Consider the following 15,060-nt stretch of genomic DNA (forward strand, 5'->3'; position numbering starts at 1 on the left):
TTCGCGGTTCAGTAAGCGGCTATCTCGGGCCAGCGCAGTTCGACGCCTTCGTCCGTCAGGCGCTGCTGGAAGTCGGCCAGCAGATCCGGTGTGTTGCGCACGGAGCGCGGAGAGGTTCCCCGCTCCAGGCAGAAGGCGGCCAGTGCGCCGGCCACCTCGCCGACGTTCCACTCGACGGGGTGCAGGCGATAGCAGCCGTTGGTGATGTGCGTGGTGCCGATGTTCTTGCCCGCGGGGAGCAGGTTCTCCATCCGCTCGGGCAGCAGCGCCCCGAGCGGGATCTGGAACGGGCAGGACGCCACGTCCAGGTAGTGGTCGCCGCCGGTGGAGGGGTGCAGATCGATGCGATACATGCCGATGCCCACCGAGTCCGGGTACTCCACCGCACCGGCTTTGCCCCGCACCGCGAGGGACAGGTCCTGTTCCACGACGGTGCGTTCGGCGCGGATGCGCCGCGACTCGCGGATGTACGGTGCCTGCGCCAGACCGTCGGCCGAGCCCATGACGTCACCGCGCAGCCGCAGCCCGGGGTAGCCGGTGCCGCCGTCGGACCGCGGGGCCTCCGTCTGAAGCCAGTACAGGAACGAGTAGGACAACTCACGGGCGGCCGTGAGGTGTTCGGCGGCGTCGGGCACGTCGAAGACCGGGCCGGGCAGGTAGTCGATCATCGGCCAGTTGACCAGCGTGATGTCGCTCTCGTAGGCGCCGTCGGTGAAGTTGCGCCGTGCCGCGATGCGCCGGAAGGTCCACAGGTTGCTGTCCCCGGGGCTGAGGCGCTGGTCCGCGACGACGGCCAGCGGGTCGTCGTCCGGATTCGGTGTGAACTGGCGCTCGACGATCTCCTTCGTTCTCGGATGAGGAGCGCTCAGCGAGAACAGGGGACCACCCCAGAAGTCCGGCTGGTACGTGCGCCAGAAGCCGTACCGGGCCGGCTTGTCGACGGTGTGATCACCGTCCACGTGGTCCAGCGCGAAACACACCGACGCGGCCTGCATGTTCAGCGGCTGCGCCACGTCCGGGGCGCTGGGCTCGCCGGTCTCGGACTGCGCCTCGAACCCGGTGACGTACTCGGTACCTGTCAGCGGCAGCAACTCGCCCGTCTCGGTGGCGTCGAGGACGTACGGCGCGGTGACCGTGATCTCGCCGTCCCCGTCCCGGTGGGCCACCGTCACGGCGCTGACCCGGTCGCCGTCGGTCTCGGCGGACACCGGGCGGTACGGCTGCAGCACACGCAGCCGTCCGCTGCCCCGGTACGGCGCGAGCATCGCCTCCAGGACCGCCACGGCCACTCGCGGCTCGTGACAGAGCCGACTGACGTGCCCGGCACCGGGGTTGAGGTGACGCCACGCCCGGGAGCGTTCGGTGAGCGGGAAGTGGCGGCGGTAGTACTCGCGTATCCCCTCCCGCAGGGCCCGGTAGCTCGCGGTCGCGCCGAACTGCTCCACCCAGCTGTTCTCGTCCGGGGGCACGGCCTGGCTCGTGAGCTGGCCGCCCAGCCAGTCGAACTCCTCGGTCAGCACCACCTTCCGGCCGGCGCGGAGCGCGGCCAGCGCCGCTGCCACTCCGCCGAGCCCTCCGCCGATGACGAGGACTTCCGCCTCCATGGATACTCCTTCCACCGTTGTGTCCCATCGCCTGTCGCGCCGGGTGTCCCACGGCTCGGTTGATCGGCCCCTCCCAGGGCCCGTTCACGGGGTGCGGGGCGGCGCCAGGGTGGCGCCGGTCACGAGTTCGCAGGGGAGGAGCCGCTGTGGCGTGTCCTCCGCCCCTTCGAGGAGTTCGGTCAGCAGCGCGACGGCCTGCCGGCCCATTTCCTCCCGCGGGATGCGGAATCCCGTGAAGTCGACGTCCGTCGGTACCGGAGTCGTCGGATCTCCCAGCGTCACGACCGACAGGTCGGCGGGCACCGTCAGTCCGCGGCGCTGTGCGGCCGCGACCAGACCCACGGCGGTGGCGAAGTGCTCGACCAGGACCACCGTGGCCTCGGCGGCGAGCAGCGCCGCCAGCAACTCGTCGGGTTCGCGCCCGGGGGAGAGCACGTCGAACGCGACGACGACACCGTCCTTTTGCGCCGCCTCGGTGGCCCGCAGGAAGCCGGCCCGCCGGTCCGCGGAGGACTCCACGTCGGCCGGCAGTCCCAGGTACGCCACGCGCCGGTGTCCATGGGTCACTGCCAGCCGTACCAACTCGCCGACGCCGCTGGTGTAGTCCGCTCCCACGTACGGCACCGGACCACCGGCGTCGTCGCGCCGGCCGACCGTCACGAACGGGTACGCGTCGGCGACCATCCGCGTGAGGTCGTCGCGGTCGAGCGACCGGCCGAGCAGCAGGCAGCCGTCCGCGACGCGGAGCCGGTTGTCGCCGCCGAAGATGCGCCGCCGCCCACCGGTCACCGACGCGCTCGTGAGCAGGAGCAGATCACAGCCGACCCGTTCGGCGGCCTCCTCGATGCCGACCAGGAACGGGTGGTAGAAATCGCTGGTGTCGCTGGGGAAGACCGCTTCGTAGGTGAAGACACCGAGGATCCGGTTGTGCTTCGCGGCCAGCCGCCTGGCCACCGGGTCGGGCGCGTAGCCGTACTCCTGGATCACCCGCAGCACGCGCTCCCGCGTCTCCTGCGGAATGCGAATGTCCGCGTCGGCCCGGCCGTTGAGCACCAGGGAGACGGTCGGCTGACTGACCCCGGCCAGGCGGGCGATGTCCCGCTGCGTTATCCGCCGCGCTGGGCGACCAGTCGTCACGTACGCCTCCGATAATGCGGATTATCTCTCCGTCGGAGTTCAGTGTTAGGGCCGTGTTTCGGACACGTCAACCCTGTGACGCTTGATAATTCGAATTATCAACGCACGTTGCGCACTCGCCCACTTGGGGGCCGCCAAACGACGCTCCCCAGCCGTCGTCCGGCCAGGCCGCCCCCGCCCCGTCCGCCGCGTGTGACCCCCCGATCCACAACGGCGCGCCGGGCGGGGCGTGAAGCTGCCGCAGCGGCAGCGCACTGAAGGTCAGGAGAAGACCACGCAGGCGGCGGCCGGCACCGATACCGCGCCGGCACGGCGAAGTTGTCCGCTCTGCGAGTCCACGTCGAACCAGGTGACGTCCCCGGACCACTCGTTGGCGACGTAGAGCCGACGTCCCGCGGGGTCGGCCACGAGGTCGCGCGGCCAGCTGCCGCCGCTCTCCACGCAGTCCGTGATCCGTGGCTTGTCGGCTCCGTCGGCCAGGGAGAGGGTGACAAGTGTGTTGCTGCCGCGCACCGCCGCCCAGAGGAAGCGCTCGTCGGACGCGACACAGACGACCGAGGGATACGCGCGCACCCCGTCCGGAAGGTCGTCCGAGAGGATGGGCACCTCGGAGAGCGGTTCGAGGCGGCCGGACGCGGGGTCCCAGCGGCAGACGGTCAGCTGCGGTTCCAGTTCGTGCAGTACGTAGACCGTCTCGCCGTCCGGGTGGAATGCGAGATGACGGGGTCCGGACCCGGCGCGCAACGCGGTCTCGTCATGGCTTCGCAGCTCCCCGGTGGCGTGGTCCGGCGCCCAGACCCGTACCGAATCGGTGCCCAGGTCGACGCTGAGCACCCAGTGGCCGCTGGGGTCGGGCAGTACCTGATGGGCGTGCGGTCCTGCCTGCCTGTCGGGATCGGGGCCGGAGCCGTGGTGCGCGAAGACGGAGGCCGGCCCCGACAGGCTGCCGTCGGAGGCCACCGGCAGGCTGCTGACGCTGCCCGAGGTGTAGTTGGCGGTCAGCAGGCGGTTCCCGGCCACACTGAGGTGAGTGGGACCTGAGGCGCCCACCTCGACCACCGGGCCGAGCGCGGTCAGACCCTCGGGGCCGGGCCGGAAGGCACCCACCGCACCCTGTTCCGCCTCGCTCACCGCGTAGAGCACTCCGCCGTCAGGGGCGAGGGTGAGCCATGAGGGGTTGACGAACGGCGCGATCGCCGAGTGCGGCGTCAGTGCTCCGGTCGCCGGATCCACGGCCGCGACGGTGATGCCATGGCCGCCGCCCGAGGTGAACGAGCCGATGTACGCGCGGTGTTCGCCGCTTCGGTCCGCCCGGTTGCTCTGCTGCCTGCCGCTCACAAGGTGCCCTCTGTTCTCGAATCCGCCGGGATGTCCCATGATCGGCCGGTGATCGCCGTCACCGCGCCGTTGCGCCACCGCACGCCCGGGCCGCGAGCGCACGGTGCCGGTCGTCCGCTTCCTGCGCAGCCGCCTGCCAGGTTCGCGGACTCGTTGGTCAGGGCTGGTTCTGCGCCTGAGTGGCGGCCGCGCTCGCGGCGTCCTTCTCGGTGGCCGCGCCGGCGGTGCTGAGCTTGCCGCCGCTGGATTCGAGGTGGGCACGGACGAACCACTGGAACAGTTCGAGACTCCGCAGTTGCTCGATGAGCATGTCCTGCGTGACGGGGTCGGTCTCCTCGGTGGCTCGCATGGCCTCGCGGTGGTCCTCGATCACGGAGGTGTAGACGAGGTCGAGAGCGCCCAGGTGCTCGATGGCTTCGGCCCGGCCGATGGAGTAGTCGTCCCAGCCGCGCTCGGCGACCAGGGCGCCGGGTGTTCCCTTCGGCTCGCCGCCCAGGGTGGAGATGCGCTCGGCCAGGTCGTCCGTCATGGCGCGGACCTGCTCCACCTGCGGGTCCAGCATCTCGTGGACGGCGATGAAGTGTGGCCCCACCACGTTCCAGTGGATGTGTTTGAGCGTCAGTGCGACATCGTTCAGCGAGTGCAGGCGCATCTGCAGCAGCCCGATGATGTCGCTGCTGGTCTCACGGCTGATGCCGGGGACGGTGTACGACGGCTCGGAAGGCTGTGACGGCATGGTGTGCTCCCTGTCGGCGGCTTGCTCGGGCCTTCTGGCAAACACCCGAGCCGTCGCTTACCCGGTCAGGGGAGGGCGGTGGCGTCGTTTTTCACCGGTCCGGTCGCACCGATGGCGATGGCGGTGGCCCGGGCCTCGGGAGGGCGCGGCGTGCTCCGGGGAGCTGTGGCGGCAACGGGATTTCGCCCCGGACGTGGTCCAGGGGCTGCCGACGGGCGGATCCGGGAGCGTCCAGGTCGGCCGGCGCTCGGGCCGGCCGACCTGGACGTCGTGCGTCAGACGAGGTCGAACCGGTCCAGGTTCATCACCTTGTCCCACGCCGCGACGAAGTCGTTCACGAACTTCTCCTTCGCGTCGTCGCTCGCGTAGACCTCCGCGAGCGCGCGCAGCTCGGAGTTCGAGCCGAAGACGAGGTCGGCACGGGTGCAGGTCCACCTGACCTCGCCCGTGGCGGCGTCGCGGCCCTCGAACGTGGTCTGGTCCTCGGACGTTCCCTTCCACGTCGTGCCCATGTCGAGCAGGTTGGCGAAGAAGTCGTTCGTCAGCCTGCCCGGGGTCTCGGTGAAGACACCGAGCTTCGAGCCGTCGTAGTTCGCGCCCAGGACGCGCAGGCCACCGACGAGGACCGTCATCTCCGGCGCGCTCAGGGTCAGCAGGTTCGCCCGGTCGAGCAGCAGGTACTCGGCCGGCAGACGGTTGCCCTTGCCGAGGTAGTTGCGGAACCCGTCGGCGGCCGGCTCCAGCGCGGCGAACGACTCCGCGTCGGTGTGCTCGTCCGTCGCGTCGACACGGCCCGGGGTGAACGGCACCTCGATGTCGTAGCCCGCGTCCTTGGCGGCCTTCTCGACGCCGGCGCAGCCGCCGAGCACGATCAGGTCGGCCAGGGAGACCTTCTTGGCACCGGAGTTGAACTCCTGCTGGATGCCCTCCAGGGTGCGCAGCACCGTCGCGAGTTCGTCGGGGTTGTTGACCTCCCAGCCCCGCTGCGGCTCCAGGCGGATGCGGGCACCGTTGGCGCCGCCGCGCTTGTCGCTGCCGCGGTACGTCGAGGCCGACGCCCACGCGGTGGTGACCAGCTGCGAGACGGTCAGGCCCGAGTCGAGGAGCTTGGCCTTGAGGGCCGCGACGTCCCCGGCGTCGATGACCTCGCCCTCGGCATCCGGCAGCGGGTCCTGCCACAGCAGGGTCTCCGCCGGGACCTCCGGGCCGAGGTACAGCGACTTCGGGCCCATGTCGCGGTGGGTCAGTTTGTACCAGGCGCGGGCGAAGGCGTCCGCGAACTCCTGGGGGTTCTCGTAGAAGCGGCGGGAGATCGGCTCGTAGATCGGGTCGAAGCGCAGCGACAGGTCAGTGGTGAGCATCATCGGGCGGTGCTTCTTCGACGGGTCGTGCGCGTCCGGGACGATCTCCGGGGCGTCCTTCGCCACCCACTGGTGGGCGCCGGCCGGGCTCTTGGTGAGTTCGTACTCGTACTCGAAGAGGTTCTTGAAGAACCCGTTGCTCCACTGGGTCGGGGTCGCGGTCCAGGTGACCTCCAGGCCGGAGGTGATGGCGTCCGCTCCCTTTCCCGTACCGTAGGTGCTCCTCCAGCCCAGGCCCTGCTCCTCGATCGAGGCGGCCTCCGGGTCGGCGCCGACGTGGTCGGCCGGGCCCGCACCGTGGGTCTTGCCGAAGGTGTGGCCACCGGCGATCAGGGCGACGGTCTCCTCGTCGTTCATCGCCATGCGGCGGAACGTCTCACGGATGTCGCGGGCCGCGGCGATCGGGTCCGGGTTGCCGTTCGGGCCCTCCGGGTTGACGTAGATCAGACCCATCTGCACCGCGCCGAGCGGGTTCTCCAGCTCGCGGTCGCCGGTGTAGCGCTGGTCGTCGAGCCAGGTGGTCTCGGGACCCCAGTAGACGTCCTCCTCGGCCTCCCAGACGTCCTCGCGGCCTCCGCCGAAGCCGAAGGTCTCGAAGCCCATCTGCTCCAGGGCCACGTTGCCGGTGAGGATCATGAGGTCGGCCCAGGAGATGCTCTGGCCGTACTTCTTCTTGACCGGCCACAGCAGACGGCGGGCCTTGTCGAGGTTGCCGTTGTCGGGCCAGCTGTTGAGCGGGGCGAAGCGCTGCTGACCTGCGCCGGCGCCACCGCGGCCGTCGCTGATGCGGTAGGTGCCCGCGCTGTGCCAGGCCATGCGGATCATCAGCGGGCCGTAGTTGCCGAAGTCGGCGGGCCACCAGTCCTGCGAAGTGGTCAGCACCTCGGCGATGTCCCGTTTCACGGCCGCGAGGTCGAGGGACTTGAAGGCCTCGGCGTAGTCGAACTCCTCACCGAGCGGGTTGGCCACGGCGGGGTTCTTGGCGAGGATCTTCAGGTTGAGCCGCTCCGACCACCACTGGCGGTTTCCACCGCCCTGAGTCGGGTGCGGGGCGCGCCCGTGCGCGACCGGGCAGCCACCTCCCCCCTCCGTCTTCGCGTCGGTGACGATTGCGTCAGGGTTCTCAGCCATGGGAATCCTTCCGGACTATGCGGATCACGGTGCTCACGAATTGCATGAGGTGGAACTGCCGGGGCACACGCCCCGGTGAAACGGCTTCGGCCTCGTCGATCGAGAAGCCGCAGCCGTCGGACGCGGTCGGTCGAGGTCCTCGCCGCCCGCGCGGTCGACGTGGCGGTGGTCGCCCCGGCACGTCCCTCGAACTCGGCCGAGCCGCCGCCCCGTTCGACACGGAGCGGGTCCTGCCGCGATGAGCGCGCTGAGGGCTTCCGCACGAGGTTGGAGGGACACGCGGCCCAAGAGATCAGCTGTCCCCGGAGTCAGGCCTGCGACACCGAGGGGTCGCCGTCCCGCCGTACGGTCCCGAGCAGCGCGACGCCGGTGTGGCCGTCACGCGCGGACCGTCGCCACGCTGCTCGGCGGTGGTCCCGTCATGTCTGTCTCCTGCCGTACACGGGGGTCTTCTGCCCTTGGCTGTCGCCGGAACCGATCCTACGATGGACAGAGTCCAGGTCAAGAAGCTTGCCGATCCCATATCCCATCGGAATCCGGACATCTATCAGTGAACTTGAGGTGTCCCACGAGCCTGAACAGGTGAACCGACATGAGTGACCTGCTGGAGCGACTGCGAGGGCGTGGCTGGCGGGTGACCTCCCAGCGGCGTGTCGTGGCGGAGGTCCTCGAGGGCGACCATGTCCATCTCACGGCCGACGAGGTGCACGCCCGTGCGGTACGGCGGCTGCCGGAGATCTCCCGGGCGACCGTCTACAACACCCTGGGCGAGCTGGTCTCCCTCGGCGAGGTCATCGAGGTCTCCACGGACGGCCGCGCCAAGCGCTACGACCCCAACGCACACCGCCCGCACCAGCACCTGGTCTGTTCCGGTTGCGGCACCATCCGGGACGTCCACCCGACCGGCGATCCGCTGGCCGACCTCCCGGCCGAGGAACGGTTCGGCTTCACGGTCTCCGAGGCCGAGGTCACCTACCGCGGACTGTGCCCGTCCTGCGCCTGAGAGGCCGTCACGTCCGGAGCGTCTGAGTGATGCCTGATTCTCGGAGCTCAGGGCCGGGCAGTGCCGGTGAGCGGCGATCCGGGGCGGTTCAGCCGCCAGATCACGTCGGTCCCGCTGTCCCCGGGAGCGACGGGCGGCGACACCTGTTCGCGCCGGACCTCGGTGAAACCCAGGCGCCTCGGAACGGCCCCGCTGGCCGCGTTGGCCAGGTCGTGCACGATGTCCACGTGCGCCAGGTCCGATAGCGACGCGAACGCCTCGGACAGCACGGCCGCTGCGGCCCGGGTCGCGATACCCCGCCCGACGGCGGCGGGGTGCAGCCAGTACCCCATGAAGCGGCCCTGGGGCTCGTCGGCACGATAGAGGGAAAGGCTGCCGAGGAGCGCGTTGTTCGCGGTGATCGCGTAGTTGTACGCGTCGCCGCTCTGCCACTTCGGATCGCAGTCGGCGAGGAACTCCCGGGTGTGCTGCCGGCCGTGGCGGGCCACCCACGGCATCCACGGCCGCAGATGGTCGAGCGATTCCTCGATCATCCGGAACAGGGCGTCGAAGTCGCTCTCCGCCCGCCAGCGCCGCAGGACGAAGTCCTGACAGTCAATGGTCTCGCTCGGCTGCACCATGGCGGCATCGTCGCCCTCCGGAGGGGATCACCGCAATCGGATATCGGTGACGGTCGACTGCCTCGGGACCGCACCTGCTGGGCGCTCCAGCCTCCCCGTCAGAGCTGCTTGTTGTAGCCGGCGTGCGCAAGGTCATGTATCGCGACCCGGACGGCAACGAGATCGAGTTCGGCGGGGCTCCGCTCTGACCGCGGGCGGCCTCCGTGGGGGACCAGCCGGGGCGCCGGCACGCTGCAGTCGACGCACGGTCACCCCCGCCGCCCTTCGGATGTGGCTCTGTCAGCAGCCCGCCGGACGGTCCTCAGAGGCCGGCCCCGGGGGCTGGGCTCGCGCCGCATGGCCCACAGCACCGGCCCGCCCCCCGGCAGTCGCAACTCCTCGCGCACGGTGAAGCCGAAGTGCTCGTAGAAGGGGAGGTTGGACGGTTTGGAGGACTCCAGACAGACGGGCAGGCCCGCCGCGTCGGCCTTGGCCAGCCCCGAGCGCAGCAGGGCGGCCCCGTGTCCCTGGCCCTGGGCGGCCGGGTCGGCGCCGATCACCGCCAGGTACCAGTGAGCTTCCCTCGGCGCGTGCTCTGCCGCTGCCCCGACGGCATCGCGGAACAGCGGAGCCCGGTCACCGAGGATGTTCTGGAGCTCCTGAATGGTCTCCCCGTCAGGAACGGCCTTTTCCTGCCCCTCCGGTGGTACCCAGAAGGCGGCCGCGGCCTCAGTGCGCTCGCACACGCCGTGGTGGGCGTACTGGCGGGTGAAGAGCGTGGTGAAGTAACGGCTCAGCCCTGCCTCGCGCGAGGCGTCATCGGGGAAGAACCAGCGCATCATCGGGTCGTCGTCGAAGGCGCAGGCCAGGGTACGGCTGACCACGTGGGCGTCGTCGATCGTTGCCGTCTTCGGGATGTTCGTCATCGGCATACGGATCATTCTGCACCTCTGATGATCTTCGACGGTCGGCGGGTGGGGCACAACGGCCGGACCACCCCCGGCCGCCCGCACCTGTGGCGCGGTGCCGGTCAGCCGCGGCCCCGCCCCTGTCGTCTGTGGTGCAGGGGCCGCGGTCGGCCCTGTCATCGCGTGAGGTAGTCCTCCCTCAGGGCGTCGAGTATCCGAGCGGCCTCCGGAAGGTCCGCCTTGCGGCACCGCGCAGCTGCCGTCGTCAGCCGGGCGATGGCCTCATGGAACCGGCCCAGGCCGTTCCCCTCGATCAGGGCGGCGATCCGGACCGCTTCGGCGCGCGGCACCTCGCCTTGCTCACCGCCCTGTTCATGGGCGGCGATGGCGGCCTCCGCCTCGGCCAGGGCCTCCGGGAAGCGTTCCGCCTCCGCAAGGACACGGGCGCGGCGGTAGTGCACTTCGCCGCTCTCGTACCAGGCGACGAAGTTCTCGGCGCCCTCCGGCACATCGGCCCCGATCGCGTCGGCCTGCGCCAGGTGGCCGAGCGCCGTGTCCACTCCGTCGGCCTCCCGGGCCAGCATGGTGAGACGCGCGAACTCGCGCATCATGTGCGTGATCAAGGACGGGTTCGGCGCCTCGGCGTGCGACGCGACGGCGCGCTCGTACGCCGTGCCCGCCGCGTCCCAGCGGTCGGCCATCGCCAGCGCGGTGGCCGCCTCCGCCGCCACCAGCGTGTGGACCGCGCGGTCGTCCTCCCATGCGGCGACCGTGTCCGCAAGCCGCAGGAACTCCTCGGCCGCGGCCAGGTACTCCTCCAGCTCCCGCAGCCCACGCGCCAGAGTCAGCCGGGCCTGGGCGAGCAGTCGTTCGTCGAGGGAGGAGGCCGCCTCGTCGGACAGCACGGATTCCAGTACGGCGACGGCGTCGGCCTGCTGCCCGGTGCGAGCCAGGACGTCGGCGAGCTGAAGCCGTATGTCGGTGGCCTCGTTGTGCGCCCCTTCCTGGTCGAACCGCGCGGCCGCCTCTGACAGGTGGCGCACGGCGCCGCCGGCGTCCCCGAGATGCGAGGCGGCGTGGCCGAGCAGTGCGTAGGCGGGTGCCAGCGCGAACTCCGTGTCGTCGTAACGGACCGCGTCGGAAATCGCCCGGTGCAGCAGATCCACCGCCTCCGCCGGTTCGTCCTTGGACAGGAGGGTCTGGGCGAGCAGGGCGCGCGGGCGCGAACCGCGCCAGGGCCGCCCGGAGGCGTCCACGTCCTTCAGAGCCGCGCGCAGCTCCGCCTCGGCGCGCACGGCGTCACCACGGCGGCCGGCCATGTCCGCCAGGAACAGCCGTGCATTGGCCACCTGGTGGGGAACGGACAGGCGCTCCGCTTCGGAGTGCAGTGTGCGGGCGAACTCCTCGAATCGCTCCATGGCCGGACCGGATGCGTCCGGCAGGCGCCGCAGCGCCTCCTGATAGGCGGCGAAGGTGCACGAGTACAGCAGAGCGAGGTACTCCAGCACGCGCTCCGCTGCCCCGTCCACTCCGGACGCGGCCTCCCCCTCTCCGAGGGACTCGCCCGTGAACGGAGCCTCGGTCTTGAGACGCTCCGCCTCGCGCAGGGCCTCGTCGACGGCGGCCCGCATCGCGTCCGCGTCCAGCCGCTCGGTGCCGTGGTCCGCTCCCTGGCCCTCCTGCGAGGCCACGCCGTCCGTGTTGTCGTCGGGGACAGCCGACCATGTGAGCGCGCGCGTGCGTGCGGAGAGCGCGTGCCAGGGCATCCCGAGCCGCTCGAACAGATCGGCGGCCCGCCTCAGCTCGGTGACGCCCTCGGTTTCGCGGTCCTCCTGCGCGAGCCGGTACGCGCGCTGCTCGGCGAGCTCCGCGCGAAGAAGGTCCTCCGGTCCGATCCGGTCGTCGTGCGTGGCGGTGCCGTCGGCCAGGCGTTCGGCGATGCGGGTCCAGAGCCTGGTGCCTGCGGGATTCCCCGCGGACGCCATTCGCCGTGCCTCGCGCACAAGGGAGACGAAGTCCTCGGGCACATCCGGCCCGATGGGTGACGCGGGAACGGCCTCCGGCGCGCCCCGCGTCGCGGAAGAGCGGGTGGTGGACGTCCGCAGTCCGAGCGGCAGGGGCTCGTCGAGCAGCGGGCGCTGCGCGAGGCGCAGCCGACGGCGGTCCCCGACGGCCGTGGTGCCGTTGCGCGCGTCGAACGCGGTGGTGAGCCGATCCGCCTCGGAGCGGACATGGGCGAGGAGTTCGCCCGCGGTCCAGTTCCGTCCGGGCGGACCGGCGACGGCGGTGTCGGTATGCCCGTCCTCGACGAGACGGGCGAGCAGTGCCTCCGCGCCGGTGAGGAAGCCCAGGCGGGCCAGCGGGGCGCCGGTCGCGTCGAAGAGGGGGCGGTTCTCGGCGAGAATCTCCAGCCCGCGGCCCTCGTTGCGTGACAGGGCGCAGAACTCCAGGTGCATGCCGACCTCGTCCTGCATCCCGGTGTTGCCGCGAACCCGCCGATAGCCGGTGAGATGGTGGGAGCGGGCCTCGTCCGTACGTCCGGCACGCAGCAGCGGCAGCAGGGCGCGCGCCTGGCTCATCTGCGGCTCCTCGCTGCATCCCATGCTGCCGTCGAGGACCGGCCGCCACGTATCGAGAGCTCCGGCGTCGTCGCCCGCCGTCACCTGGTGCCAGGCGACGTGCCGGGTCTCGCAGGCCTCGCAGTCACTGAGCTCCGTACGGGGCCGAGTGGCCCAGAGGTCGTACGCGTCGGCGACGCCGGTGCCCGTGTGGTGCGCGACGTGGTAGCGCATCGCCGCCACCGGCTGCATGCCGTGATCGGCCGCCTCGTAGCGGGCGCGCATCTGCTCGATCCAGCCGTGGACGGTGGCAAGGGGCACCTCGGGCACCTGAAGCAGAGACGTCGTCACCCACTTGAAGCGCCAGAAGACCTGGTGGGCCTCCCACTGGCTGAACGATTCGGGAGCGGTGTCACACAGCTTGAGCAGCCGGGCGAACACGACGGGCGACTTGCGGTGTTCGCCGGTGAACTCGTACGCCGACATCAGCTCCAGCAGGGCGGTGACGAGGACATCGGGCTTCTCGAAGGGCTCGGCCGCCTCGACGAGTTCCTCCGCGGTGATGGTGCGCTGCAGACCGTGGGGGCGGTCGTTGTTCTCGCGCAGCGCCTCGACCACGGCCTCGGGGGTGTCCAGCATTACAGTTCCTTCCGGGGCTCGGAGCCGGGTGCCGCCGTGCCGGGGTGGTGCATGGCGTGGGTGAGCAGGCCGATGAAGGCCCGGTTGAGCAGGGCGCTCTCGCTCGCCCGGAGCGGGCGGCGGCTGAGCAGCAGGGCCTGACCGTAGAGGGCCTCGGCGGTCGTGACGGCCAGTCCGCGCTCGGTGATGGTGATCGCCTGGCGCACCAGCGGGTTGAGATGGTTCAGGACGAGCTGGGCGCGCGGGGTCTCGTGGCGCAGCGAACCGAGGATGTCGGCCCACAGGCCGTCGCTGTCGGCTGCGAGGCTCGACCTGGTCCGCTCGTGGCGCGCCTCCCGGTTGTCGAGGAGCAGCGCGGGAGCGGTGACGGGCTGGAAGTCACGCAGGACGACGTCGCAGTCGTGGACGCCGATCGTCTCCCGGGCGACTGCGAGAAAGGCCGCCGCGCGCAGTTCGGCCGTCGGGTCCACGGCGTCGAGATGGGCGGTGACGGTGGCGGGGTCGAGGTCGGTGACCGCGGTGCCGGGGCGGATCTCGGGCAGCCGGTGCACGAGGTCGCGGTCGTAGGTGTAGCCACCGTTCACGACCCCCAGGCCGGCGGCCGAGGCGATGGGGGCGACCTGGCGGAACTCCTCGACACTGCGTGTGACCAGGAGGGTCGGGTGCGTCCGCGCGAACTCCTCCAGCGTGACGTTGCCGTCGGTGGTCTCGAACGGCAGCCACGGCAGCACGATGCGCAACAGCTCGTCGTCGTAACGGGCGAGCGCCTTGACCGCGAGGTGGTGTGTGTCGATGAAGCGGTGCAGCAGGGACGGATCGCTGGCGGCGAGTCCGGTGAGCCAGTCGCGGATCCGGTCGCCCAGGGCGTCCCGGACGGCGGACAAGGTGCCGTCCTCGTACAGCGCCTCACGGGACGCGGTCGGCCGCAGGCTGGTGGTGTCGACCACGCAGCGCACGAAGAACGCCCATTCCGGCAGCAGTTCGGGCGCCTGGTCCGTGAGCAGCATGCCCTTGAGGTGCACGCGGTGCCCCGCGCGCTGCGCCGGGCTCACGGCCGTGGGAAGGACGTAGGCGACGCCGCGCAGCCCGGCCGCCGGAAGGTCGAGCTCGACGGTGTCGAGCGGGGTGAAGTCGAAGAGGCTGCGGCAGTACGCGGTCAGCGCCTCGCGGCGGGCCAGTGGGGAGCGGTGGGTCTGCTCCCACGGGGGTGTTTCGTTGATCCGGTGGGTCGCGCCCCGCGGTTCGACGACGGTGACCTCGTGCCGCAGGAGACCGCCGTAGTGCCGGGCCAGGGAGACGACCTGCTCCGGGCTCGTCCACTCGGCGTTGTCGGCGCGCGGGACGAGCCGAACGGTGGTGCCCGGCTCGGGGACGGCCGAGGCGGGCAGCGTGCGGATGGTGTAACGGCCGTCGGAGTGGCCGCGCCACTCGACGGCGAGCGCCGACGGGTCGGCCGCGGACCGGCTGAGCACCGTGATCTCATCGGCCACGACGAAGCAGGCGAGCAGCCCGATACCGAACTGGCCGATGAACTCCCCGCGGGCGGCGTCGAGCCCGGCGCCGTCCAGGGCGCCTTCGGCGGTCCGCTTGGAGCTGCGCCCGATGGTGGCGAGGAACCGGTGGACGTCGGCCTCGGTCAGACCGATGCCGGTGTCGGTGACGGTGAGGGTGTCACCGGTACGCACCGTGATGGCGCCGGGCGCGCCGGGGGAGACCGCCTGCCGGGCGGTGATGGCGTCCACGGCGTTCTGCAGCAGCTCACGCAGGTAGACGCGGGGGCTCGAGTAGAGGTGGTGGGAGAGCAGGTCGACCAAGCCGCGCAGGTCGACCTGGAAGGTGTGATCGGTTTCGGCGTGGGGCACTTGGCGGAGTCTTTCGGTGGGCTCGCCCGCTTGGCGAGCGGCGGGCGGGGATGCGGACGGAGAAGTGAGGAAGGTGCGGGAGGACGAGGAACGGCCGGACCGAGGCGAGATCGGCGCAGGCCGCGGGAGGTCGCGGGCCCTGACCGGTCGGACCCGCCGTCCGGGCACGTCGCAGAGAGAGACG

At 71.1% G+C, this 15,060-nt stretch carries 10 protein-coding genes; 1 reads left to right on the plus strand and 9 read right to left on the minus strand.

Translation table 11 applies throughout. The features are described 5' to 3' along the window. Positions 1–8 precede the first annotated feature (8 nt). The 5 genes from QFZ82_RS36710 to katG form a co-directional block, all read right to left on the minus strand. Positions 9–1,604, minus strand: coding sequence for an FAD-dependent oxidoreductase (locus tag QFZ82_RS36710; RefSeq protein ID WP_307717243.1), 1,596 nt, complete (start codon positions 1,602–1,604; stop codon positions 9–11). An 84-nt stretch (positions 1,605–1,688) separates the two neighbouring features. After that, a complete protein-coding gene (locus QFZ82_RS36715) occupies positions 1,689–2,741 on the minus strand; it encodes a LacI family DNA-binding transcriptional regulator (protein ID WP_307717244.1) in 1,053 nt (350 codons plus the stop codon). A gap of 261 nt (positions 2,742–3,002) precedes the next feature. Then, on the minus strand, positions 3,003–4,079 hold the full coding sequence (locus QFZ82_RS36720) for a lactonase family protein (protein WP_307717245.1): 1,077 nt from the start codon (positions 4,077–4,079) through the stop codon (positions 3,003–3,005). 157 nt (positions 4,080–4,236) lie between these two features. After that, the gene (locus QFZ82_RS36725; protein ID WP_307717246.1) at positions 4,237–4,815 is read right to left on the minus strand and encodes a Dps family protein; all 579 of its coding nucleotides are present in this window, start codon (positions 4,813–4,815) and stop codon (positions 4,237–4,239) included. 275 nt (positions 4,816–5,090) lie between these two features. Next, the gene (gene katG, locus QFZ82_RS36730) at positions 5,091–7,307 is read right to left on the minus strand and encodes a catalase/peroxidase HPI (RefSeq protein ID WP_307717247.1); all 2,217 of its coding nucleotides are present in this window, start codon (positions 7,305–7,307) and stop codon (positions 5,091–5,093) included. A 592-nt stretch (positions 7,308–7,899) separates the two neighbouring features. Here katG and QFZ82_RS36735 point away from each other — a divergent pair. Continuing rightward, positions 7,900–8,310 (plus strand): Fur family transcriptional regulator, encoded by a 411-nt coding sequence (locus tag QFZ82_RS36735; protein ID WP_307717248.1) that lies wholly within the window; start codon positions 7,900–7,902, stop codon positions 8,308–8,310. A 47-nt stretch (positions 8,311–8,357) separates the two neighbouring features. Here the strand turns inward: QFZ82_RS36735 and QFZ82_RS36740 are convergent, their stop codons facing one another. The 4 genes from QFZ82_RS36740 to QFZ82_RS36755 form a co-directional block, all read right to left on the minus strand. Then, complete coding sequence (locus QFZ82_RS36740) at positions 8,358–8,930, minus strand: GNAT family N-acetyltransferase (protein WP_307717249.1); 573 nt, start codon at positions 8,928–8,930, stop codon at positions 8,358–8,360. Between the two features lie 248 nt (positions 8,931–9,178). Next, positions 9,179–9,850 carry a GNAT family N-acetyltransferase gene (locus QFZ82_RS36745; RefSeq protein WP_307717250.1) on the minus strand — a complete coding sequence of 224 codons (672 nt, stop codon included), beginning with the start codon at positions 9,848–9,850 and terminating at the stop codon, positions 9,179–9,181. A 143-nt stretch (positions 9,851–9,993) separates the two neighbouring features. Then, entirely contained in the window at positions 9,994–13,014 is a 3,021-nt protein-coding gene (locus QFZ82_RS36750) for a hypothetical protein (RefSeq protein WP_307717251.1), read from the minus strand. Further along, positions 13,014–14,876, minus strand: coding sequence for an HSP90 family protein (locus tag QFZ82_RS36755; RefSeq protein WP_307717252.1), 1,863 nt, complete (start codon positions 14,874–14,876; stop codon positions 13,014–13,016). The genes QFZ82_RS36750 and QFZ82_RS36755 overlap by 1 nt, the downstream gene beginning before the upstream one ends. Positions 14,877–15,060 lie beyond the last annotated feature (184 nt).

It is taken from the genome of Streptomyces sp. V4I23 (genome assembly GCF_030817975.1).
In the GTDB taxonomy this organism is placed as follows: domain Bacteria; phylum Actinomycetota; class Actinomycetes; order Streptomycetales; family Streptomycetaceae; genus Streptomyces.

Bases quoted from the DNA above. Each gene is read 5' to 3' on its own strand.
- QFZ82_RS36745 (WP_307717250.1), bottom strand. From the start codon at position 9,850: ATGATCCGTATGCCGATGACGAACATCCCGAAGACGGCAACGATCGAC.
- QFZ82_RS36740 (WP_307717249.1), bottom strand. From the start codon at position 8,930: ATGGTGCAGCCGAGCGAGACCATTGACTGTCAGGACTTCGTCCTGCGG.
- QFZ82_RS36710 (WP_307717243.1), bottom strand. From the start codon at position 1,604: ATGGAGGCGGAAGTCCTCGTCATCGGCGGAGGGCTCGGCGGAGTGGCA.
- QFZ82_RS36750 (WP_307717251.1), bottom strand. From the start codon at position 13,014: ATGCTGGACACCCCCGAGGCCGTGGTCGAGGCGCTGCGCGAGAACAAC.
- QFZ82_RS36735 (WP_307717248.1), top strand. From the start codon at position 7,900: ATGAGTGACCTGCTGGAGCGACTGCGAGGGCGTGGCTGGCGGGTGACC.
- katG (WP_307717247.1), bottom strand. From the start codon at position 7,307: ATGGCTGAGAACCCTGACGCAATCGTCACCGACGCGAAGACGGAGGGG.
- QFZ82_RS36725 (WP_307717246.1), bottom strand. From the start codon at position 4,815: ATGCCGTCACAGCCTTCCGAGCCGTCGTACACCGTCCCCGGCATCAGC.